Origin of the sequence: Bradyrhizobium sp. 195, from assembly GCF_023101665.1 — a bacterium.
Classification (GTDB): domain Bacteria; phylum Pseudomonadota; class Alphaproteobacteria; order Rhizobiales; family Xanthobacteraceae; genus Bradyrhizobium.
Genome location: NZ_CP082161.1, coordinates 555,059 through 576,812, shown reverse-complemented (window position 1 = coordinate 576,812; position 21,754 = coordinate 555,059). Strand labels below are relative to the sequence as shown.

At 65.2% G+C, this 21,754-nt stretch carries 19 protein-coding genes; 13 read left to right on the top strand and 6 right to left on the bottom strand.

Translation table 11 applies throughout. The features are described from left to right. Positions 1-125: 125 nt before the first annotated feature. From IVB26_RS02605 to IVB26_RS02570, 8 genes are all read left to right on the top strand, one after another. A complete protein-coding gene (locus tag IVB26_RS02605; RefSeq protein WP_247970488.1) occupies positions 126-788 on the top strand; it encodes an amino acid ABC transporter permease in 663 nt (220 codons plus the stop codon). Continuing rightward, a complete protein-coding gene (locus IVB26_RS02600) occupies positions 785-1,579 on the top strand; it encodes an amino acid ABC transporter ATP-binding protein (protein WP_247970487.1) in 795 nt (264 codons plus the stop codon). Before IVB26_RS02605 ends, IVB26_RS02600 begins: the two co-directional genes overlap by 4 nt. Beyond that, on the top strand, positions 1,579-2,334 hold the full coding sequence (locus IVB26_RS02595) for an SDR family NAD(P)-dependent oxidoreductase (RefSeq protein WP_247970486.1): 756 nt from the start codon (positions 1,579-1,581) through the stop codon (positions 2,332-2,334). The genes IVB26_RS02600 and IVB26_RS02595 overlap by 1 nt, the downstream gene beginning before the upstream one ends. Continuing rightward, positions 2,331-3,458 carry a muconate cycloisomerase family protein gene (locus IVB26_RS02590; protein WP_247970485.1) on the top strand — a complete coding sequence of 376 codons (1,128 nt, stop codon included), beginning with the start codon at positions 2,331-2,333 and terminating at the stop codon, positions 3,456-3,458. The genes IVB26_RS02595 and IVB26_RS02590 overlap by 4 nt, the downstream gene beginning before the upstream one ends. Positions 3,459-3,751: 293 nt before the next feature. Continuing rightward, positions 3,752-4,171, top strand: a complete 420-nt coding sequence (locus IVB26_RS02585; protein WP_247970484.1) for an HIT domain-containing protein — start codon at positions 3,752-3,754, stop codon at positions 4,169-4,171. Positions 4,172-4,181: 10 nt separating this feature from the next. Beyond that, on the top strand, positions 4,182-5,120 hold the full coding sequence (gene nudC / locus IVB26_RS02580; protein WP_247970483.1) for an NAD(+) diphosphatase: 939 nt from the start codon (positions 4,182-4,184) through the stop codon (positions 5,118-5,120). 6 nt (positions 5,121-5,126) lie between these two features. Next, complete coding sequence (locus IVB26_RS02575; protein WP_247970482.1) at positions 5,127-6,050, top strand: sugar kinase; 924 nt, start codon at positions 5,127-5,129, stop codon at positions 6,048-6,050. A 97-nt stretch (positions 6,051-6,147) separates the two neighbouring features. Next, positions 6,148-6,657 (top strand): Lrp/AsnC family transcriptional regulator, encoded by a 510-nt coding sequence (locus tag IVB26_RS02570; protein ID WP_126260215.1) that lies wholly within the window; start codon positions 6,148-6,150, stop codon positions 6,655-6,657. Between the two features lie 162 nt (positions 6,658-6,819). On the opposite strand, the gene IVB26_RS02565 is transcribed toward IVB26_RS02570, so the two are convergent. The 4 genes from IVB26_RS02565 to IVB26_RS02550 form a co-directional block, all read right to left on the bottom strand. Then, the gene (locus IVB26_RS02565; RefSeq protein ID WP_247970481.1) at positions 6,820-8,319 is read right to left on the bottom strand and encodes a phosphomannomutase/phosphoglucomutase; all 1,500 of its coding nucleotides are present in this window, start codon (positions 8,317-8,319) and stop codon (positions 6,820-6,822) included. A gap of 196 nt (positions 8,320-8,515) precedes the next feature. Continuing rightward, a complete protein-coding gene (locus tag IVB26_RS02560) occupies positions 8,516-9,028 on the bottom strand; it encodes a TIGR02281 family clan AA aspartic protease (RefSeq protein WP_247970480.1) in 513 nt (170 codons plus the stop codon). Between the two features lie 168 nt (positions 9,029-9,196). Further along, the gene (hrpB, locus tag IVB26_RS02555) at positions 9,197-11,671 is read right to left on the bottom strand and encodes an ATP-dependent helicase HrpB (protein ID WP_247970479.1); all 2,475 of its coding nucleotides are present in this window, start codon (positions 11,669-11,671) and stop codon (positions 9,197-9,199) included. Positions 11,672-11,795: 124 nt separating this feature from the next. Continuing rightward, the gene (locus IVB26_RS02550) at positions 11,796-13,112 is read right to left on the bottom strand and encodes a UDP-glucose dehydrogenase family protein (protein WP_247970478.1); all 1,317 of its coding nucleotides are present in this window, start codon (positions 13,110-13,112) and stop codon (positions 11,796-11,798) included. Positions 13,113-13,306: 194 nt separating this feature from the next. Between IVB26_RS02550 and IVB26_RS02545 the strand changes: the two genes are divergently transcribed. The 3 genes from IVB26_RS02545 to IVB26_RS02535 all read left to right on the top strand — a co-directional run bounded on the left by IVB26_RS02545 (position 13,307) and on the right by IVB26_RS02535 (position 18,414). Beyond that, complete coding sequence (locus IVB26_RS02545; protein ID WP_247970477.1) at positions 13,307-14,374, top strand: acyltransferase family protein; 1,068 nt, start codon at positions 13,307-13,309, stop codon at positions 14,372-14,374. 196 nt (positions 14,375-14,570) lie between these two features. Then, on the top strand, positions 14,571-17,639 hold the full coding sequence (gene polA, locus IVB26_RS02540; protein ID WP_247970476.1) for a DNA polymerase I: 3,069 nt from the start codon (positions 14,571-14,573) through the stop codon (positions 17,637-17,639). 139 nt (positions 17,640-17,778) lie between these two features. Beyond that, positions 17,779-18,414 (top strand): LysE family translocator, encoded by a 636-nt coding sequence (locus IVB26_RS02535; protein WP_247973397.1) that lies wholly within the window; start codon positions 17,779-17,781, stop codon positions 18,412-18,414. Positions 18,415-18,533: 119 nt separating this feature from the next. On the opposite strand, the gene IVB26_RS02530 is transcribed toward IVB26_RS02535, so the two are convergent. Beyond that, complete coding sequence (locus tag IVB26_RS02530) at positions 18,534-19,160, bottom strand: glutathione S-transferase family protein (protein ID WP_247970475.1); 627 nt, start codon at positions 19,158-19,160, stop codon at positions 18,534-18,536. A gap of 186 nt (positions 19,161-19,346) precedes the next feature. On the opposite strand from IVB26_RS02530, the gene pyrE reads away from it, so the two are divergent. Together pyrE and IVB26_RS02520 are read left to right on the top strand one after the other, a co-directional pair. Further along, the gene (gene pyrE, locus IVB26_RS02525) at positions 19,347-19,910 is read left to right on the top strand and encodes an orotate phosphoribosyltransferase (protein ID WP_212277777.1); all 564 of its coding nucleotides are present in this window, start codon (positions 19,347-19,349) and stop codon (positions 19,908-19,910) included. A 248-nt stretch (positions 19,911-20,158) separates the two neighbouring features. Beyond that, the gene (locus tag IVB26_RS02520; protein WP_247970474.1) at positions 20,159-20,935 is read left to right on the top strand and encodes a DUF2865 domain-containing protein; all 777 of its coding nucleotides are present in this window, start codon (positions 20,159-20,161) and stop codon (positions 20,933-20,935) included. 119 nt (positions 20,936-21,054) lie between these two features. Here the strand turns inward: IVB26_RS02520 and IVB26_RS02515 are convergent, their stop codons facing one another. Beyond that, complete coding sequence (locus IVB26_RS02515) at positions 21,055-21,486, bottom strand: hypothetical protein (protein ID WP_247970473.1); 432 nt, start codon at positions 21,484-21,486, stop codon at positions 21,055-21,057. Positions 21,487-21,754 lie beyond the last annotated feature (268 nt).

The following is a 21,754-nucleotide window of genomic DNA, read 5'->3' as shown; positions in this document are numbered from 1 at the left end:
CCCAAGAGGAGAGAGCCCTCACCCGGCACGCTGACGCGCGCCGACCTCTCCCGCAAGCGGGAGAGGTGCAGTGAGACTGCCGCTCTGCCAAACCAAACTTCGTCGCGTCTGAGGTCCAAACAAATATGTATCAGTGGGACTTCGGCATCCTCTGGACCTATCGCTGGCTCTTTCTCAACGGGCTTGGCGTCACCGTCGGCTTCACAATCGTCATCGTGGTGTGCGGATTGCTGTTCGGCCTGCTTGGCGCATTCGGCACCCTCTCGCGCTTCAAGCCGCTGCGTCTTCTCGCGCTCACCTTCATCGAGGCGTTCCGCTGCACGCCGATCCTGGTGCAGCTGATCTGGTTCTATTACGCGCTGCCGATCCTCGCCGGCGTCGAGATGACGCCGATCACGGCCTCGGCGCTGGCGCTCTCGCTCTATGGCGGTTCGTTCTATTCGGAGATCATCCGCGGCGGCATCATCTCGATCGACCGCGGCCAATCCGAAGCCGGTGCCGCGCTCGGCATGACGCCGATCCAGACCATGCGCCGCATCGTGCTGCCGCAGGCGATCAAGCGCATGATTCCGGCGCTGATGAACCAGTCGATCATCCAGTTCAAGAACACCTCGCTGGTCTCGGTGCTGGCGGTGCCCGACCTCGTCTACCAGAGCCAGGTCGCCGCCCATGACAGCTACCGGCCGCTGGAGACCTACACCGCCGTCGCGGTCGCCTATGCGGCGATCCTGATCCCCCTGACCATCCTCGTCCGCCGCGGCGAGAAGCGACTGGCGGTCAGCGAATGAGCGAAACGTCAAAAATCGAGATCAGGGCCTTGCGCAAGAGTTTTGGCAGCAACGAGGTCCTGAAGAACATCAATCTCGACGTCGCCAAGGGCGGCGTCGTCGCGCTGATCGGGCCATCAGGCTCCGGAAAGTCGACCCTGCTCCGCTGCATCAATCTCCTTGTCGTGCCCGATGGCGGCAGCGTCCGCGTCGGCGATACGCGCTTTGCGTTCGGCGACGGTTCAAAACTCCCGGACGTGAGGACGCTGGCAAATTTCCGTGCCACCACCGGCATGGTGTTCCAGCACTTCAACCTGTTCCCGCACATGACGACGCTTCAGAACGTGATGGAGGGCCCGGTCACGGTGCGGCGCATGGCCAAGGCCGACGCGGAGATGCTCGCGCGCGCCCAGCTCGCCAAGGTGGGGCTCGCGGAGAAGGCCGACCAATATCCGGCGACGCTCTCCGGCGGACAGAAGCAGCGCGTCGCGATTGCCCGAGCACTGGCAATGGAACCTGATGTCATGCTGTTCGACGAGGCGACCTCAGCGCTCGATCCCGAGCTCGTCGGCGAGGTCTTGAACGTAATCCAGCAACTGGCGTCCGAGGGCATGACCATGGTGATCGTGACGCACGAGATCGCCTTTGCCCGCGAAGTCGCCGACCGCCTGATCTTCATGCGCGACGGAATCGTGGTCGAGGAAGGCCCGGCGCGGCAGGTGATCGACAATCCGCAGGAAGCCGCGACGCGCGCCTTCCTCAGCCATTTCCACCGCACCGGTGCATTGCCGCCGGCCACAACGGCATCGTGATGTCCGACATTAACCGCGTTTATCTCGTCACCGGTGCCGCCAGCGGCATCGGCCGCGCCACCGCAAAGCTGCTCGCGGCGCCCGGCGTCGGGTTGGTACTACATACGCGCTCGAACGCAGAAGGTCTCGACACCACCGCAGCTGATGCCGAAGCGAAGGGCGCCGTCGTCTCAAAGTGCCTTGGCGATCTTGCCGAGGAGGCCACCGCCGGCGATGCCGTCGCTGCCGCGAAAGCTGGCTTCGGCTGGCTCGACGGATTGATCCTGGTTGGCGGCCACGCTCGCCGCGGCGGTGCGATCGGCGCGCCCGCGGATCAGTTCCGGCAGGCGATGGACGAGTCCGCCCTCGCCTTCACGCGAATGGTCGCTGCCGCGCTGCCGCTCCTTCGCGCAGGGCGCGATGCGCGGATCGTCACCGTATCGTCGTTCGTGGCGCATGCGATCCGGCCCGAATTCGCGCCCTTCGCAGCGACAGCTGCCAGCCGCGCCGCACTGGAAGCGCTGGTGCGGCTCACCGCAGTTGAGCTGGCCAGCGACGGCATCACCGTCAACGCGGTCGCGCCGGGCCTCATTGTCAAGGACAAGCCAAGCGAAAGCCGGCTATCACCCGAGCAGATCGCTGCGACCGAGGCGTTGATCCCGATGCGCCGCCGCGGGCGGCCCGAGGAAGTCGCCGAGATCATCGCCTTTCTCGCTTCCTCAAAAGCATCCTACGTCACCGGCCAGATCTGGCACGTCAATGGAGGCCTGACATGACCGAAGCAACGATCGAACGTCTCAGGCTTTTCCTGATCGAAAGCCCGATCAAGATGGCGCGCCTGCAGGGCGTCGGCAACGTCAAGGGCACCGTGAAGCGCGTGCTGGTCGAGCTCACCGCGAGCGACGGCGTGGTCGGTTGGGGCGAAGCGGCGCCGTGGGAGGTGTTCACGGGAACGCCCGAAGCCGCCTTCTCCGCGCTCGACATCTATCTGCGCCCCATCTTGCTCGGCAAACCGGTGCGCCGCATTCGTGCGCTGATGACCGAGCTCGATCGCGTGCTGGTCGGCCATGCCGAAGCGAAAGTCGCGATCGAGATGGCGATGCTCGACATCGTCGGCAAGTCGTCCGGCTTGTCGGTCGCCGACCTGCTCGGCGGCCGCGTGCGCGACACGATCCCGCTCTCCTTCTCGATCGCCGACCCGGATTTCGCCGCCGATCTGGACCGCATGCGGAAGATGGTTCCGGACGGCAACGTCATCTACAAGGTCAAGACCGGCGTGAAGCCGCATCGCGAGGACCTCGATCATCTTGAGGCGATCCGCAAGGAATTCGGCGACAAGGTCGATCTGCGCGTCGACTACAACCAGGCGCTCACGCCGTTCGGCGCCATCAAGATCCTGCGCGACGTCGAAGAGTTCGCGCCGACCTTCATCGAGCAGCCAGTGCCGCGCAAGTTTCTTGACGTGATGGCGCAGCTGACCGCGGCGCTGGAAACGCCCGTGCTGGCCGACGAAAGCTGCTTCGATCGCCGCGACATGATGGAGGTGGTGCGCCGCGAGGCCGCCGATGCGGTCTCGATCAAGCTCATGAAGGCCGGCGGCCTGTTCGAGGCGCAGGCGATCATGGCCATCGCCGACATCGCCGGCCTGCCCGGCTATGGCGGCACGTTGTGGGAAGGCGGCATCGGCCTTGCCGCCGGAACGCAGCTGATCGCGGCCACACCGGGCATCTCGCTCGGCTGCGAATTCTACATGCCGCACCATGTGCTGACAGAGGATGTGCTGGAAGAGCGCGTCGCCAACCGCGCCGGTCATGTCGTGGTGCCGGATGGACCGGGCCTCGGAATTCGCGTCAGCGAAGCCTCGATCCGCGCCAATGCGCGGGTGTTGACGGAGGCGTAAGCCGCTGTCGTCCTGGCCGCTAGCGCGGCCAAAAACTCAACTGTCGTCCCGGGCAAGCGCCAGCGCAGACCCGGGACCCATAACCACAGCGCGTGGTCGTGGCGCGAGCTGGCAACCACGAGTCTTCGCAAAACCACTCCCTGTGATTATGGGTCCCGGATCGGCGCTTCGCTTCGCTGCGCTTGTCCGGGACGACGATCGCGTATGCGGTCCGCGTGCTTCCCCAATCAGAATCCCTATCGTATGGTCGTATCACACAAGCCCGTTCCCCATCGGGCCATCCGGAAACACCTATGCCCGAATCCGCCTGGTCGCTGCATTCCCGCCTGAAAGACGACACCATCGACATCGGCGATTTGCCGCTGTCGAAGGTGCTGGTCATCAAGGATGCGCATTATCCCTGGCTGCTGCTGGTGCCGCGGCGCCCCGACGCGGTCGAGATCATCGATCTCGACGAGGTGCAGCAGGCGCAGCTGATGACCGAGATCTCCCGCGTCTCACGCGCGCTGAAGGAGATCACCAAATGCGACAAGCTCAATGTCGCCGCGCTCGGCAACCTCGTGCCGCAGCTTCACGTTCACATCATCGCGCGCCGCACCAGTGACGCCGCCTGGCCGCGGCCGGTCTGGGGCGTGATGCCGCCATTGGCACATGACGCCGCAGAGGTTCAGAATTTCATCAGCGCGCTTCGCCGCAAGATCTGGTTGGGTTGAAAGAACGATAATGTCAGCATTCGACGCATTTCCGCTGGGACAGCCGGCCTTCGTCACCAACATCCTCGACCGCGCCGCGCATCTGCGCCGCGACGACGAGAAGCTGTTCGCGATGGAGCAGAAGCCGACCTCGCGCGCCTATGTCGTCCACCGCGACTCGCTCCTGGTCAGGCGCGAGGGCGACAAGACGCGCGCGCTGCTCTCGATCGACGAGGCGCTGAAATGCGGCGCCAATCCCGGCACGATCTTCCTCGGCCTGCGCGACGGCGCCGCGATGTTCGGCATGGGCCTGTCGCAGGCTGCCGCCGAGAAGCTGGTGGGACGCGAGGACTACACCCTGACCGAGCTGCGCGGCATGGCGATGCAAGGCGCGATTCCCCCCGAGGAGCTCTCGGCGATCGCGATGGCGAAGTCGATGGTGAGCTGGCACCAGCGCCACGGCTATTGCGCCAATTGCGGCGCGCGCAGCGCGATGAAGGAAGGCGGCTGGAAGCGCGAGTGCCCGAGTTGCAAGGCCGAGCATTTTCCGCGGACTGACCCTGTCGTGATCATGCACGTTGCCACGGGCGACAAATGCCTGCTCGGCCGCCAGAAGCAGTTTCCGCCGGGCATGTATTCCTGCCTCGCCGGCTTCGTCGAGGCTGCCGAGACCATCGAGGACGCGGTTCGCCGCGAGATCCTGGAAGAATCCGGCATTCGCTGCACCGACGTGCAGTATTACATGACCCAGCCCTGGCCCTATCCGTCGTCGCTGATGATCGGCTGCAGCGCGCGGGCCGTGAGCGAGGACATCGTCGTCGATCGCATGGAGCTCGAGGACGCACGCTGGTTCACGCGCGAGGAGGCCGCGAAGATGCTGACACGCACGCATCCGGACGGGCTCGCCGGCCCGCATCCCTTCGCGATCGCCCATCACCTGCTCGGCCGCTGGGTGCACGACAAGAGCTGACTGCCGATGGCGCTACTTGCAGCCGCGCCGCGCATCCTCTGCATCGGCATTCCCGTGCGCGACCTGACCTTTCGGGTCGAGGCCGTGCCCGCACGCGGCAGCAAGGCCAACGCCACGCATCTCGCCGAGATCTGCGGCGGCAATGCGCTCAACGCCGCCATCGCGATCGCCCGGCTTGGCGGCCGCGTCGCGTTCGCGGGACCGATGGGCGATGCCCGCGAGACGTCGAGCGGCTTCATCCTCGAACGCATGACCGCCGAAGGCATCGAGACCAGCCATATCGTGCGCATGCCCGATGTGAGCACGCCCGTCTCGGCGATCATCATCGACGCGACGGGTGAGCGGACGCTGACCATCTATCGCGATCCTGTTCTCTGGGCCGTCAAGCTGCCCGATGCCGACAAGCTGCTCGACGATTGTCAGGCCGTCCTCGTCGAGAGCCGCTGCGCGGCGTTCGCGATCTCCCTCTGCACCGAGGCACGCCGGCGCGGCATTCCCGTCATCGTCGGCGTCGACCGCGCGATGTCGTTGCAGGACGGCCTGCTCACCGCCGCCTCGCATCTGCTGTTCGCCAGTGAGCAGGTGCAGGAGACCGCTGGCATCACCGACGACGGCGAGGCCTTGAGGCGCCTCGCCAAGCTGACGCCCGCCTTCCTCGCCGCGACCCGCGGTCCGCGCGGCACGATCTGGCTGAACGAGGCGGGCGAGCTGGAGGAGACGCCGGCCTTCCCGGTCCGGGCGGTCGATACGCTTGGCGCCGGCGACGTCTTCCATGGCGCCTGCACGCTTGGCCTCGCCGAGGGTAAGGGGGTGAGGGAGGCGCTGCGATTCGCCGCGGCCGCCGCCGCGCTGAAATGCACCCGCCATGGCGGTGGCCTAGCGGCCCCGCAACGCGTTGAAGTTGAAGGGCTTTTGAGAGGCGCGCCGTAGAGCTATTCCACTCTCGCGCCGAGATTATGGGCTTGCCGTGGAAAGATTTTCTCTATATCAGGGAAATCGACCCCTGAAATGGAACAAAGTTCTTCAAATGACTGATGTCGCCGTCCAGATCCCCGAGACCAGCCGCCGCCTCGATGCCATTGACCGAAAGATCCTGATGGTGCTCCAGGAAGATGCCTCGCTGTCCGTCGCCGAGATCGGCGATCGCGTCGGCCTGTCCTCGACCCCCTGCTGGAAGCGCATCCAGCGGCTGGAGGCCGATGGCGTGATCATCAAGCGGGTCGCCCTCGTCGACCAGAACAAGATCGGGCTCGGCATCTCCGTATTCGTGTCGGTCGAGAGCTCCGACCATTCCGACGCCTGGCTGAAGAAGTTCGCCGAAGCCGTCAGCGCCATGCCCGAGGTGATGGAGTTCTATCGCATGGCCGGCGACGTCGATTACATGCTGCGCGTCGTGGTCGCGGACATGCAGGCCTATGACGTATTCTACAAGAAGCTGATCAGCGCCGTGCCGCTGAAGAACGTCACCTCGCGCTTCGCGATGGAGAAGATCAAGTCGGTCACCGCGCTGCCGATCCCGGCGGTGGTGGCGGCGTAGGGCGCACCCACACAGACTGTCATCGCCCGGCGAAGACCGGGCGATCCAGTATTCCAGAGATGTCAGTGATTGAGCCGAGAGGCTGCGGCGTACTGGATTCCCCGCTTTCGCGGGGAATGACAGCGGAGAGGGAGGCATGGATCACGCCTCTCACGAGCAACATCAAATCGTCTGGTTGTACTCGCCCACCTCGGGATGCGTGCGCAGCACGCTGTTCACCATCTCGAACATGTCGTGCATGCGCTGCTCGGAGACCGGGCTCTCGACCACGACCACGAGCTCGGGCTTGTTGGAGGAGGCGCGCACCAGGCCCCAACTGCCGTCCTCGACCGTGACGCGCACGCCGTTGACGGTGACGAGATCGCGGATCGACTGGCCGCCAATCTTCGTGCCCTTCGCCTGCAGGCCCTCGAAGTGCTTCACCACGGCGTCGATGACACCGTATTTGGTCTCGTCGGCGCAATGCGGCGACATGGTCGGCGACGACCAGGTCTTCGGCAACGCGTTCTTCAGATCCGCCATGGACTTGCCCGGCGCGCGGTCGAGCATGTCGCAGATCGCGATCGCCGAGACGAGGCCGTCGTCATAGCCGCGGCCATAGGGCTTGTTGAAGAAGAAGTGGCCGGACTTCTCGAAGCCGGCGAGCGCGCCGGTCTCGTTGGTGCGGCGCTTCATGTAGGAATGGCCGGTCTTCCAATAGTCGGTCTTGGCGCCCTGCTTCTGCAGCACGGGATCGGTCACGAACAGGCCGGTCGACTTCACGTCGACGATGAAATGCGCGTCCTTGTGGATCGCCGACATGTCGCGCGCCAGCATCACGCCGACCTTGTCGGCAAAGATCTCCTCGCCGGTATTGTCGACGACGCCGCAGCGGTCGCCGTCTCCGTCGAAGCCGAGGCCCACATCGGCCTTGTGATGCAGCACCGCATCGCGGATCGCGTGCAGCATCTCCATGTCTTCCGGGTTCGGATTGTATTTCGGGAAGGTATGATCGAGCTCGGTGTCGATCGGGATCACCTCGCAGCCGATCGCTTCCAGCACCTGCGGCGCGAACGCGCCGGCAGTGCCGTTGCCGCAGGCGGCGACGACCTTGAGCTTGCGCGTCAGCTTCGGACGAGAGGTGAGGTCGGCGATATAGCGCGCCGGATAGTTCTCGTGGAATTGGTAGGAGCCGCCGGCCTTGTTCTTGAAATCGGCGCCCAGCACGATCTCCTTCAACCGCGTCATCTCGTCGGGGCCGAAGGTCAGCGGACGGTTGGCACCCATCTTCACGCCGGTCCAGCCATTGTCGTTGTGCGAGGCCGTGACCATGGCGACGCAGGGCACGTCGAGATCGAACTGCGCGAAATAGGCCATCGGCGTCACCGCGAGCCCGATGTCGTGCACCTTGCAGCCCGCAGCCATCAGGCCGGAGATCAGCGCATATTTGATCGAGGCCGAATAGCCGCGGAAATCGTGGCCGGTGACGATCTCCTGCTTGACGCCGAGCTCGGCGATCAGTGCGCCCAGCCCCATGCCTAGCGCCTGCACACCCATCAGGTTGATTTCCTTCTGGAACAACCAGCGCGCGTCGTACTCGCGAAAGCCCGTGGGTTTCACCATCGGCTCGGATTCGAAGGCGTAGGTGTTGGGCAGCAATACGGATTTCGGCTTCGGGAACATTGCGACGGTCTCGTGAAAAGGGGGGGCAGGATTTGCTGCAGCCTTAGCGAATGCCGGGCCGCAACGAAAGGCGGGAATGAAGGCTTATGGCCGTTAATTGCGGCAGTTTGGTAACGAAGAAACGTTACCGCGAGGGCGGTCGACGCAAAGAAATCTCTTTTGAAATGGAGGGCGCCTGATCGCGGAAAGGCTCCGCCTACTGCTCCAGCACCATCTGGCCGTTGGCGTATTCGAAGCGCTTGAGGCGGGACAGGAAGGAGAGGCCGAGCAGGTTCTCCGACAGCGCCGCATCGGGCAGCACCATGGCATCGACGTCGCGCACAATGAGGCCGCCGACATCGAGCATCGCGATGCGGGTGCGAGCGGCCTTGATGGTGCCGTTGGCGGTGGAGACGGTGGCGTTGTACTCACCGCGCGAGGGACGCAGGCCAAAGCGGGCGGCCGAGGTCTCATTCAGCGCAACCACGGAGGCGCCGGTGTCGACCATGAATCCGATGCGCTGGCCCTCGATCCTGCCCTCGGTCTGGAAGTGACCACGGCCGTCGCGGGAAATGGCGAGGCTGCGGCCCCCGGCCGGTGCCGCGGCCGCGACGGCAACCGTCGTACGCGGCGCCGAGGTTGCGGAAGCGGAGCTCATCTTGTCCGCCATCTGCGCCATGAAGGTGCCGAGGCCGATCATGACGGCCGCGATGATCATAATGTTACGCATTACACCACTTCCGAGCCGAAAGCTCGATTTCACCACGCGACACGCCGGGCCGCGAGCGGAGCTGCGGCCGGAGCGCTGCTATTTTGACGAAAAGGATGAGCGGAGGGTTAATGCGACCGCGCAGAACCCCTCACCGCGCGTCATGCCCGGGCTTGTCGCCGGGGGCAGTCACGTCCCGCGCGGCTTCGCCCGCCGGGTCGGCAGCGCAGTGGCGGGATCGTCCGGCCAAGGATGGCGCGGGTAGCGGCCGCGCAGGTCGGAGCGCACCGCGGCATAGCTGCCGCGCCAGAAGCCTGGAAGATCACGCGTCACCTGCACCGGGCGCTGTGCCGGCGACAGCAGCTCCAGCACCAGCGGCACCTTGCCGGCGGCGATCGAGGGATGGGTGTTGAGACCGAACAATTCCTGCAGCCGCACCGCGATGGTCGGTCCCTGCTCGGCCTCGTAGTCGATCGCGAGCACGCTTCCGGTCGGCGCCTCGAAATGCGTCGGCGCCTCGCGGTCGAGCCGTGCGCGCATCTCCCACGGCAGCAGCGCCATCAGCGCGTCGGAGAGATCGCCCGGCGAGATGTCCTTGAGCGCGATCTTGTCGTAGAGCGCCTGCACCAGCCAATCGTCGCGCCGCGCGATCAATCCATCATCCGACAGGTCAGGCCAGCTGTCGCCCTCGGCCTTGCGCAGGAACATCACGCGGTCGCGCCACTGCTTTGCGGCCTTCGACCAGGGCAGCCGGTCGAGACCGGCGGCGATCAAGCCGTCGGCGAAAATGCGCGCGGTGTCCTCGGAGGGCGAGACGGCAAGTGTCGCCTCCGAGAGTGTGATAGCGTGCAGCACGCGCTTGCGCCGCGCGCGCAACGCCATCGCGCCGCGATCGAAAGTGATCTCGTCGGCGGTCTCGATATGCTCGGCGAAATGGTTCTCGATCTCGCCCTCGGTGATTTGCGCAGCGAGCAGGATGCGGCCGCTCGCCGCCGTTCCCGTCATCTCGCCGATCGCGATGTAGGGTGCGCGGGCGAGCGAGGAGGTCTGCTCGACGGCGGCGCCGCGGCCATTGGCCAGCACGAAGCTGCCATTGCCTCGATTGCGCGCGACACGGTCCGGGAACGCATAGGCGAGCATGAGGCCGGTCGAGAGATCCTCCTGCTGCCCTGCTTTCTCCGATGCCGCGACCTGCGAAGCCCAACGCCGCGCCAGATCGCGTGCGCTGGCGGCGCGTGGCGAGCGGTCGCGGCGGAACTGGTCGCGGCGGTGCTCGAGATCGACGCTGTCGCCGCCCAGCCCGCGCTCGGTGATGATCGCGGCAATCTCCGCGGCAGCTTCGCCCTCGCCGGCACGATGCGAATCCACGATCATCCGCGCGAGCCGCGGCGGCAGCGCCAGTGCGCGCAGGCTCTTGCCTTCCGCGGTGATGCGGCCGTCACCATCGAGCGCGTTGAGCTCGGAGAGAAGGCTCTTAGCCTCCTTCCAGGCCGGCGCGGGCGGCGGGTCGAGGAACGACAGGGCTGAGGGGTCAGCGACGCCCCATTGCGCGAGATCGAGCACCAGCGAGGACAGATCGGCGCTGAGGATTTCCGGTTGGGTGTAGGGCGCGAGCGACGCCGTCTGCGGCTCGTCCCAGAGTCGGTAGCAGACACCCGGCTCGGTACGGCCAGCGCGGCCGCGGCGCTGGTCCACCGCCGCACGCGAGGCGCGCACGGTCTCGAGCCGCGTCAGCCCGATGTCCGGCTCGTAGCGCGGCACGCGGGCGAGCCCGGAATCGACCACGATGCGCACGCCTTCGATCGTCAGCGACGTCTCCGCGATCGACGTCGCCAGCACCACTTTTCGCGAGCCCTTCGGCGCCGGCGCGATGGCGCGGTCCTGCACGGCGGCATCGAGCGCGCCGAACAGCGGCACGATCTCGATCGAGGCGTCCTGCACGCGCTCGGACAGGAAATTCTGGGTGCGGCGGATTTCGGCAGCGCCCGGCAGGAACGCGAGCACCGAGCCGCTATCGGCGCGCAGTGCGGATGCGATCGCATCCGCCATCTGCCGCTCCACCGGCGCGTCCGCCTTGCGGCCGAGATAGCGCGTGTCGACGGGGAAAGCGCGGCCCTCGCTTTCGACGACGGGGGCTTCGCCGAGCAGCTTTGCCACGCGCGCACCGTCGAGCGTTGCCGACATCACGAGGATGCGCAGATCCTCGCGCAGGCCGGTTTGCGCATCACGGGCCAGCGCGAGACCCATGTCGGCATCGAGCGAACGCTCGTGGAATTCGTCGAACAGGATGGCGGCAACGCCTGACAGTTCGGGATCGTCGAGGATCTGGCGGGTGAAGATGCCTTCGGTCACCACCTCGATGCGCGTGGCGCGCGAGATCTTCGAGCCGAACCGGACGCGATAACCGACGGTCTCCCCAGCGCGCTCGCCCAATGATTTGGCCATGCGATCCGCGCTGGCACGCGCGGCGATGCGGCGCGGCTCCAGCACGATGATCTTCTTATCCCTGGCCCAGGGCGCATCGAGCAAGGCCAGCGGCACGCGCGTGGTCTTGCCGGCGCCCGGTGGCGCCACCAGAACGGCGGCGTTGCTGGCCCCCAGCGTGCGCGACAAATCGTCGAGCACGGCGTCGATCGGCAGGGGCGTGTCGAAGCTGCGAGGCAAGGTCTATCCACTCGTCACGCCCGGGCTCGTCCCGGGCATCCATGTTCTTTCTGGCGAGAGTGAACAGACGTGGATGGCCGGGACAAGCCCGGCCATGACGATTTTGACGGATAATTGTCCGTCGTCAGCCCTGCACCGGCGGGCGGCCAACGCTGTCATAGGTGAAGCCAGCGGCTTCCATGTCTTCGGGGCGGTAGATGTTGCGCAAGTCGACGACGACGGGCTGCGCCATGACGGTCTTCAGCCGATCGAGATCGAGTGCGCGGAACTGCACCCATTCGGTGACGATGACGAGCGCATCGGCGCCTTGCGCGCAGGAATAGGCGTCCTCGCAATAGGTGATGTCAGGCAGCTCGCCCTTGGCCTGCTCCATGCCGACGGGGTCGAACGCCTTCACGGTTGCGCCCATGTCGATCAGGCCTGTCACCAGAGGGATCGACGGCGCATCGCGCATGTCGTCGGTATCGGGCTTGAAGGTGAGGCCGAGCACGGCGATGGTCTTGCCGCGCAGCGAGCCGCCGAGCGCCTGGCTGACCTTGCGGGCCATCGCGCGCTTGCGGTTCTCGTTCACGGCCAGCACGGATTCGACGATGCGCAGGGAGACGTCGTAATCCTGCGCGATCTTGATCAGCGCCTTGGTGTCCTTCGGGAAGCACGAGCCGCCGAAGCCGGGACCTGCATGCAGGAACTTGGTGCCGATGCGGTTGTCCAGGCCAATGCCGCGGGCGACTTCCTGCACGTTGGCGCCGGCCTTTTCGGCGAGATCGGCGATCTCGTTGATGAAGGTGATCTTGGTCGCGAGGAACGCGTTCGCGGCGTATTTGATCATCTCGGCGGTGCGACGTTCCGTGAACATCAGCGGCGCCTGGTTCAGCGACAGCGGGCGGTAGATGTCGCCCATCACCTTGCGGCCGCGTTCGTCGGAGGTGCCGACCACGATGCGATCGGGAAACTTGAAGTCGCGGATCGCCGCGCCCTCGCGCAGGAACTCGGGGTTCGAGGCGACCACGATGTCGGCGTTGGGATTGGTCTCGCGGATGATGCGCTCGACCTCGTCGCCGGTACCGACCGGCACAGTCGACTTCGTCACCACGACGGTGAAGCCTTGAAGCGACTGCGCGATCTCGCGCGCGGCGGCGTAGACGTAGGACAGATCGGCGTGGCCGTCGCCGCGGCGCGAGGGCGTGCCGACCGCGATGAAGACGGCATCGGCATCCGCGACCGGCTTCTTCAGGTCGGTGGTGAAGTCGAGCCGCTTGGCCTTGACGTTGGTCGCAACGAGTTCGTCGAGGCCGGGCTCGTAGATCGGGATCTCGCCGCGATGAAGGCTGGCGATCTTCCTCTCGTCCTTGTCGACGCAGGTGACGTCGTGACCGAAATCCGCAAAGCAGGCCCCAGACACCAGTCCCACATAGCCCGTGCCGATCATCGCGATGCGCATGAAAATCCCTGTTTCAGATTGGTTAACGAAACCCCGACGCGTGGCGGTTTAGCATTTTCACGGCGGGAGGGAACAGTCCGCATGCAAAAAAGCGGCATGGGAATTGAACCGGTAAAGAAGTCGGAAACCGCTGGGGCCCCACACTGCCCCACGCTCGAACAGGACGGGCGAAAGGCGCCTCGAAAAGGGACACCATGGCACCATCAGGCACAATCGCAGGGAGCCGAGGCACCAGAGCCCTTTCTGCCGCGCGTGTCGACTGGGTCGACTACGCCAAGGGCATTTGCATCATCATGGTCGTGATGATGCATTCGGTGCTGGGGGTCGAGCTCGCCGCCGGCGAGACCGGTTTCATGCATGTCGCCGTCGCCTTCGCAAAGCCGTTCCGGATGCCGGATTTCTTCCTGATCTCGGGTCTGTTCCTGTCGCTGGTGATCGACCGGGACTGGCGAACCTATCTCGACCGCAAGGTGGTGCATTTCGCCTATTTCTATGTCGTCTGGGTGACAATCCAGTTCGGCTTCAAGGCACCCGCTTTCGCGGCGGAGACGAGCTGGCACCACGTTGGCATGTTGTATCTCGAATCCTTCATCGAGCCGTTCGGCACCCTGTGGTTCATCTATCTCTTGCCGATCTTCTTCGTCGTTACAAAACTGACACGCAAGATTCCGTCGCTCGCGATCTGGGTCATTGCCGCCGCGCTGGAGACGGCACGCATCACGACGGGGTGGACCGTCATCGACGAGTTCTGCTCGCGCTTCGTCTATTTCTATTCGGGCTATCTGTTCGCGCCTTACGTGTTCGCGCTGTCGGACCGCGCGCGGAAGCATCCGGCGCTTGCGCTCGCAGCGCTCGCGACCTGGGCGCTGGTCAATACCGGCCTTGTCGTGCTGGGGGCCGGCGAATGGAAGATCGTCTCGCTCGTGCTCGGTTTTGCCGGCGCCTGCGCGATCATCACGATGGGCACGCTGCTCGCACGCGCCCAATGGATGAATTTCATGCGCTTCTGCGGCGAGCATTCGATCGTGATCTATCTCGCCTTCTTCCTGCCGATGGCGGCGACCCGCACGCTGCTGCTGCGCACCGGCATCATCCCCGATATCGGCACGGTGTCGCTGATCGTCACCGTCGCCGGAGTAATCGGTGCGCTCGCGATCTGGCGGGCCGCCTTGCGGCTCAATGCCCGCTTCCTGTTCGAGCGGCCCGATGCGTTCTGGATTGCGCCGAAGAAGGCGGGCGTGCGGTTGCAGGCGGCGGAGTAGCCGCACCCCAGGTGTCGTCGCCCTGCTTGACAGGGCGACCCAGTATTCCAGAGACAGTCGTGATTGACCAATCGGCCGCGGCGTACTGGATTCCCCGGTCAAGCCGGGGAATGACAGTGGGGATAGCGTCGGCCAGTTGCCCAAAAATCCCCCTCCTAAGGCTGTCAAAGCCCGCAAAAATTCATACATTGCGGCCATGCCCAAAACCTCCCCGAAGACCTCCGCCAAAGCTGACACCAAGGCTGCGCCAAAAGCCGCCGACGCCAAGCCCGCCGCCGCGACAGCTGCTGCCAAACCTGTAGCAGCCAAGGCCGCCGGCAAGGGCGACCACGTGTTCCTGGTCGACGGTTCCTCCTATATCTTCCGCGCTTACCACGCGCTGCCGCCGCTGAACCGCAAGTCCGACGGGCTGCAGGTCAACGCCGTGCTGGGCTTCTGCAACATGCTGTGGAAACTCCTGCGCGACATGCCCGCCGACAACCGGCCGACGCACCTCGCGATCGTGTTCGACAAGTCGGAGGTCACCTTCCGCAACGCGATCTATCCCAAATACAAGGCGCACCGGCCGCCGGCACCCGACGATCTGATCCCGCAATTCGCGCTGATCCGCGAAGCGGTGCGCGCCTTCGACCTGCCCTGCCTGGAACAGGGCGGCTTCGAGGCCGACGACCTCATCGCGACCTATGTGCGCGAGGCGTGCGAGCGCGGCGCGAGCGCGACGATCGTGTCCTCCGACAAGGACCTGATGCAGCTCGTGACCGATTGCGTCACCATGTACGACACCATGAAGGACCGCCGCATCGGCATCCCCGAGGTGATCGAGAAGTTCGGCGTGCCGCCGAACAAGGTCGTCGAGGTGCAGGCTCTGGCCGGCGATTCCACCGACAACGTGCCCGGCGTGCCCGGCATCGGCGTCAAGACCGCGGCGCAGCTGATCACCGAATATGGCGACCTCGACCAATTGTTGTTCCGCGCCGGCGAGATCAAGCAGCCGAAGCGCCGCGAGGCGCTGCTCGAGAACGCGGAGAAGGCGCGGATCTCGCGAAAACTCGTGCTGCTCGACGACAAGGTCAAGCTGGACGTGCCGCTCGACGACCTCGCCGTCCACGAGCCCGACGCGCGCAAGCTGATTGCCTTCCTGAAGGCGATGGAATTCACCACCTTGACGCGCCGCGTCGCCGACTATTCGCAGATCGATCCCGCCAATGTCGATGCCGATGCGAGCAATAGCAGCGGCGCCAGGGCCGGCGACGGCGCATCGAAAGCAAGAACGTCCGAGGCTTCCGGCGATCTCTTCGCCGCTCCTGCCGCGAGCGCAACGGGCGGCGACAAGGGCGACAAGGGCGCCAGCCTGAAGGGCGCGCCGATCTCGCTGGCTGCGGCGCGCGAAGACGCCATGCGCAAGCTCCCGGTCGATCGGAGCAAGTATCAGACGATCAAGACGCTCAAGGAGCTCAACGCATTCGTCGCGCGCATCCATGATGCCGGCCATGTCGCGATCGAGATCAAGGCAAACTCCATCGATCCGATGCAGGCCGATCTCTGCGGCATCGCGCTGGCGCTGGCGCCGAACGAGGCCTGCTACGTGCCGCTGGCGCACAAGCAGTCCGGCGGCGGCGGCGGCCTGTTCGACGCCGGCCTTGCGCCCGACCAGGTCAAGCATGCGGATGCGATCGAGGCGTTGCGGCCGGTGCTGGAATCATCAGGCATCCTCAAGATCGGCTTCGACGTCAAATTCACTGCCGTGATGCTGGCGCAGCACGGCATCACCTTGCGCAACACCGACGATGCGCTCCTGATCTCCTACGTGCTCGATGCAGGCCGCGGCTCGCATGCGCTGGACTCGCTGTCGGAGCGCTGGTTCGGTCATGCCCTGCTCAAGGAAAATGAGCTGCTCGGCAGCGGCAAGGGCAAGATCACCTTCGACCAGGTACCGATCGACAAGGCTGCGGCGCTGTCGGCCGAAGGCGCCGACGTCGCGTTGCGCGTCTGGCACGTGCTGAAGCCGCGCCTCGTCGCAGAGCACATGAGCGCGGTCTACGAGACGCTGGAGCGGCCGCTGGTGTCGGTGCTTGCGCGCATGGAGCGGCGCGGCATCTCGATCGACCGCCAGGTGCTGTCGCGGCTTTCCGGCGACTTTGCCCAGACGGCGGCGCGCGTCGAGGCCGAGATCCAGGAGATCGCGGGCGAGCCGGTCAATGTCGGCAGTCCCAAGCAGATCGGCGACATCCTGTTCGGCAAGATGGGATTGTCAGGCGGGTCCAAAACGAAAACCGGGGCATGGTCGACCACCGCCCAGGTGCTGGACGAGCTCGCCGAGCAGGGCCACGACTTCCCGCGAAAGATCCTGGAGTGGCGCCAGGTCTCGAAACTGAAATCCACCTACACCGACGCGCTGCCGACCTATGTCAATCCGCAGACCCATCGCGTGCACACGACCTACGCGCTGGCAGCAACCACGACGGGCCGGCTGTCGTCGAACGAGCCGAATCTGCAGAACATCCCGGTGCGCACCGAGGATGGCCGCAAGATCCGCCGCGCCTTCATTGCGACGCCCGGGCACAAGCTTGTCTCCGCGGATTATTCGCAGATCGAGCTGCGGCTGCTGGCCGAGATCGCCGACATTCCTGTGCTGAAGCAGGCGTTCCGCGACGGGCTCGACATTCACGCCATGACCGCGTCGGAAATGTTCGGGGTGCCGATCCAGGGCATGCCGAGCGAAATTCGCCGCCGCGCCAAGGCGATCAATTTCGGCATCATCTACGGCATCTCGGCGTTCGGCCTCGCCAACCAGCTCGGCATCGCGCGCGAGGAAGCGTCCGCCTATATCAAGAAATATTTCGAGCGCTTCCCCGGCATCCGCGCCTACATGGACGAGACGCGCGATTTCTGCCGGAGCCACGGCTACGTCACCACGCTGTTCGGCCGGAAGATGCACTATCCCGACATCAAGGCGTCCAACGCCTCGGTGCGCGCCTTCAATGAGCGTGCCGCGATCAACGCGCGGCTCCAGGGCACCGCGGCCGACATCATCCGCCGCGCCATGACGCGGGTCGAGGATGCCCTCGCCGCAAAGAAGCTGTCGGCGCAGATGCTGCTGCAGGTGCATGACGAATTGATCTTCGAGGTGCCGGACGCCGAGGTCGAGGCGACGCTCCCCGTCGTGCAGCACGTCATGCAGGACGCGCCGTTCCCGGCCGTGCTGCTCTCGGTGCCGCTGCATGTGGACGCGCGGGCGGCGAACAACTGGGACGAGGCGCACTGATTTTCTTCACCTCTCCCCGCAAGTGCGGGGCGAGGGAGCGCACCTGCGCAACACCCTCAATTGTCCTCCGAGCAATTGCGCGATGGCCCCACGAGGCCGCGCATATTAGAACCGTGCCGTCTTCCGCACCGGTCCAATGATGCCCCACACCTCCGCCCTGCTCGGCTTCGCTCTCGTCTGCCTCGGTCTCGTGCTCACGCCCGGGCCGAACATGATCTATCTGATCTCGCGCTCGATCACGCAGGGGCCTGCGGCCGGCATCGTCTCGCTCGGCGGCGTAGCACTCGGCTTCGTGTTCTACATGCTGTGTGCGGCGTTCGGCATCACGGCGCTCTTGCTCGCCATTCCCTTTGCTTATGACGCGCTGCGCTTCGCCGGTGCGGGTTATCTGTTGTGGCTTGCGTGGCAGGCGGTGAAACCGGGCGGGCGCTCGCCATTCCAGGTGAAGCAGCTCGCCATGGACAGCCCGCGCAAATTGTTCGCGATGGGCTTCGTCACCAACCTGCTCAACCCGAAGATCGCGATGCTCTATCTGGCGCTGCTGCCGCAGTTCATCGATCCCGCCGCCGGCAGCGTGCTGGCGCAGTCGGTGGTGTTGGGGGCGATCCAGATCGCGATCAGCGTCAGCGTCAATGCGATGATCGCGCTCGCGGCCGGATCGATCGCGCTGTTCCTGACGAACCGGCCGAGCTGGATGCTGGTGCAGCGCTGGCTGATGGGCACGGTGCTGGCGGGTCTCGCGGTGCGGATGGCGGTGGAAGCGAAGAAGGTGTGAGGCACACTGTCATGCCCCGGCTTGACCGGGGCATCCAGTACGCCGTGGCCTCTCAGCTCAATCACCGCCGCCTCTGGAATACTGGATCGCCCGCCTTCGCGGGCGATGACACCGTCCAATCAATCCAGCTTCGCGTCCATGCCCCGCTTCACGGCCGGACGGGCGATCAGGGCCTCATACCAGCGCTTGACGTTGGGGAAGTCCGCCAGCTCAACCTTGTGGCGAGGATGGCGCCAGGCCCAGCCCAGGATGGCAAAATCGGCAATCGAGAGGTCGCCGGCGACGAAGTCGTGCCCCTCGAGCCGGCGGTCGAGCACGCCGTAGAGCCGGCGCGTCTCGGCCATGTAGCGCTTCAGGCCGTAGGCACGGTCCTGCTCGTTCTCGAGCGCGATGAAATGGTGCACCTGGCCGGGCATCGGGCCGAAGCCGCCCATCTGCCACATCAGCCATTCGTACACGGGGATACGGGCGCTGAGCGATTTCGGCAGGAATTTGCCGGTCTTTTCACCGAGATAGAGCAGGATCGCGCCCGATTCGAAGATGCTGACGGGCTTGCCGTCCGGGCCCTCGGGGTCGACGATCGCGGGGATCTTGTTGTTCGGGGAGAGCTTGAGGAACCCCGGCGCCATCTGCTCGCCCTTGGTAATGTTCACCGGGATCACCTTGTAGGGAAGCCCCATCTCCTCCAGCGCAACCGAGATCTTGCGGCCGTTCGGCGTGTTCCAGGTGTGCAGCTCGATGGTCATTCCCATGTCCTTCCCGAGGAGGCGTCGTGCCCCGACTTGGGCTCTCAACTACTCCAGAAGGTCGCGCCCCCACAACCGGCAGCCCTGGATGGCCCGATCCCTGTTGACGAGGGACGCCCCCTCTGGAATGTCGCGGCCGTCGCGGATAAATTCCGCCTCCTCTAAAAAGCTGTTCGAGGGACCGTCGTGTCGAAATCTGCCTCCCGCGCCCGCCTGTTCGAAATCATCCGTCGGCGCTCCTTCGGCCGCGGCGAGGTGACGCTCGCGTCAGGCCGCAAGAGCGATTTCTACTTCAACCTCAAGCCGACCATGCTCGACCCCGAGGGGGCGACCCTGCTCGCCGAGCTGACCTATGAGGCGCTGAAGGACGACAACCTCGATTTCATCGGCGGCCTCGAGATGGGCGCGGTGCCGCTCGCTGGCGCATTGGCGCAGATCTCCTGGATCAAGGGCCATCCGATCGCAGCCTTCTTCGTGCGCAAGAAGCCGAAGGAGCACGGCGCCAAGCTCGCGATCGAAGGCCTGCCGAAAGGCGAGACGCTGGAGGGCAAGCGCGTCGTGATCGTCGAGGACGTCACCACTACCGGCGGCTCGGCGATGAAGGCGGTGGAATCCGTGCGCGAGACCGGCGCCGAGGTCGTGCTGGTGCTGACCATGGTCGACCGCGAGGAAGGTGCTACCGATACGTTCGGTGCGGCCGGCCTGCCGTTCCGCTCGCTGTACAAGGCCTCGGAATTCTTGAAGGCTTGAGTCCGAAAAAAAGCCCACGCCGGCATGCCCGGGCGTGGCCCGGAAGCAACGATCCGTCGGAAGCTGGGTCCGGCCTCAAAGAGGTCACGGCCTCGACTTGAAACCGCCTCCGCTCAACTGCTCATTTACCATCCCGCTTTATGGTGAATCATGTGCCAAGACCTCGCTGGTCTTGGCCGGTTCAGTAGCGTCGGGTGGAGTGAGCATTGCGTACAATCATGTCCCATGCGCGCCGGCGGCGTCGCGCGATGCTCATAGCCGCCACACTGGCAGCCCCGCTGCTTGCAGCTCCGGCCCCGGTTTCGGCCGAAGGCCTGTTCGACTTCTTCTTCGGCGGCATGCAGCAGCGGCCGCAACGTGAGGTGCCGCAGCAGGCGAGTTCCTACACCGATCCCTTCACCGGTCAGCAAAATGCCGCGACCCCGCAATATGTGCCGCCGACACGCGCTGCCGCGGCAGGCGGTTCGGGCCCGGCCTTCTGCGTACGCAGCTGCGACGGCAAGTATTTTCCGCTGATGCGCGGCCTCGCCTCGCCGGCACAGATGTGTCAGGCGTTCTGTCCTGCCGCCGCGACCAAGGTCTTTTTCGGCTCCTCGATCGACGGTGCCGCTTCGCAGACCGGCGAACGCTACGCCGACAGCGAGAACGCGTTCGCCTACCGCAAGGCGCTGCGCGCCGACTGCACCTGCAACGGGCGCGAGCCGGTCGGCCTTGCCCCGGTCGATCTCGCGCTGGACTCCTCGCTGAAGGCCGGCGACGTGATCGCCACCACTGACGGCCTCGTCGCCTATACCGGCATCCGCGTCGGCAACGACCAGGCGGCGGACTTCACCCCTGTCGCCTCCTATCCCGGCCTCACCGCGCAGGTCCGCGCGAGGCTCGGCGAGATGAAGGTGGCGCCGGTGCGGGCAGAGACGGTGTCGGCAGATGCGCCGGCTGCGGAGATCGTGCGTGAGACGCTGCCTGACGTAACGGTGCCGAAGGCGGCGGCGCAGAAATCGGCGAAGCGCGCGGGATTGGATTAAGCCCAAACTCTCACCACGCCGTCATTGCGAGGAGCCCTTGCGACGAAGCAATCCAGACTTCCTCCGCGGAAAGATCCTGGATTGCTTCGCTACGCTCGCAATGACGGAGTATGGCGCGATCACCTCCCGATGATCACCCCGATCACGTTCGGCGCCGCCAGATATTTCTCTTCAATCGCCGCGCGTGCGGCGGCACGGTTGTCCGGCGTCAGGAGGCCGCGCTTCTCGGCCAGGATCATCCAGCAGAAGCCCCACCAGTCCGTCAGCATGCCCTGATCACCAACGAGGTCGTAGCCCTGCTCGGCCGCGAAGATGCGCGCATGCGCTTCGTCCAGCGCATCGAGAAACAGATGATCCTCGGTCGAGAACAGATCATCGCTGACGTCGTCGATGGTGTAGCCCCAGATCGACTGGCACACCGCGTTGAATTCGCGGTCGAACTGGTCGTCGTCGATCCTCTGGCGCCGCGCCGCCTGATGCAGCCGCGAGAGCGAGCGCGCGAAATCGGCGATTCGGGTGAGGGCAAATTGATCGAAGGCGATGGTGGACATGTAGTCCTCGCAAAGTCTGACAGACGCTAGATATTGTGTCGGCAACGTGCCGAATCACAATGATATATCAAAGACTTGCTAAAGTGTTCTTAATTTGTTCCGAGTTCGGTAGCGATCCTTCTAAGCCCGCTTTGGACCGCCGGAATCGAAAGGGGCCGCCTCGCAGCGGCCCCTTGCCGGTTACAATCTTGTTCGGGATCAGAAATTCCAGCCCCGGCAAGCGTGACGTTAGAACCGGCAACGGGGCTTGGGCGATTCCGGAAAACTA

Bases quoted from the DNA above. Each gene is read 5' to 3' on its own strand.
- IVB26_RS02605 (WP_247970488.1), top strand. From the start codon at position 126: ATGTATCAGTGGGACTTCGGCATCCTCTGGACCTATCGCTGGCTCTTT.
- IVB26_RS02600 (WP_247970487.1), top strand. From the start codon at position 785: ATGAGCGAAACGTCAAAAATCGAGATCAGGGCCTTGCGCAAGAGTTTT.
- IVB26_RS02595 (WP_247970486.1), top strand. From the start codon at position 1,579: ATGTCCGACATTAACCGCGTTTATCTCGTCACCGGTGCCGCCAGCGGC.
- IVB26_RS02590 (WP_247970485.1), top strand. From the start codon at position 2,331: ATGACCGAAGCAACGATCGAACGTCTCAGGCTTTTCCTGATCGAAAGC.
- IVB26_RS02585 (WP_247970484.1), top strand. From the start codon at position 3,752: ATGCCCGAATCCGCCTGGTCGCTGCATTCCCGCCTGAAAGACGACACC.
- nudC (WP_247970483.1), top strand. From the start codon at position 4,182: ATGTCAGCATTCGACGCATTTCCGCTGGGACAGCCGGCCTTCGTCACC.
- IVB26_RS02575 (WP_247970482.1), top strand. From the start codon at position 5,127: ATGGCGCTACTTGCAGCCGCGCCGCGCATCCTCTGCATCGGCATTCCC.
- IVB26_RS02570 (WP_126260215.1), top strand. From the start codon at position 6,148: ATGACTGATGTCGCCGTCCAGATCCCCGAGACCAGCCGCCGCCTCGAT.
- IVB26_RS02565 (WP_247970481.1), bottom strand. From the start codon at position 8,319: ATGTTCCCGAAGCCGAAATCCGTATTGCTGCCCAACACCTACGCCTTC.
- IVB26_RS02560 (WP_247970480.1), bottom strand. From the start codon at position 9,028: ATGCGTAACATTATGATCATCGCGGCCGTCATGATCGGCCTCGGCACC.
- IVB26_RS02550 (WP_247970478.1), bottom strand. From the start codon at position 13,112: ATGCGCATCGCGATGATCGGCACGGGCTATGTGGGACTGGTGTCTGGG.
- IVB26_RS02545 (WP_247970477.1), top strand. From the start codon at position 13,307: ATGGCACCATCAGGCACAATCGCAGGGAGCCGAGGCACCAGAGCCCTT.
- polA (WP_247970476.1), top strand. From the start codon at position 14,571: ATGCCCAAAACCTCCCCGAAGACCTCCGCCAAAGCTGACACCAAGGCT.
- IVB26_RS02535 (WP_247973397.1), top strand. From the start codon at position 17,779: ATGCCCCACACCTCCGCCCTGCTCGGCTTCGCTCTCGTCTGCCTCGGT.
- IVB26_RS02530 (WP_247970475.1), bottom strand. From the start codon at position 19,160: ATGACCATCGAGCTGCACACCTGGAACACGCCGAACGGCCGCAAGATC.
- IVB26_RS02520 (WP_247970474.1), top strand. From the start codon at position 20,159: ATGCTCATAGCCGCCACACTGGCAGCCCCGCTGCTTGCAGCTCCGGCC.
- IVB26_RS02515 (WP_247970473.1), bottom strand. From the start codon at position 21,486: ATGTCCACCATCGCCTTCGATCAATTTGCCCTCACCCGAATCGCCGAT.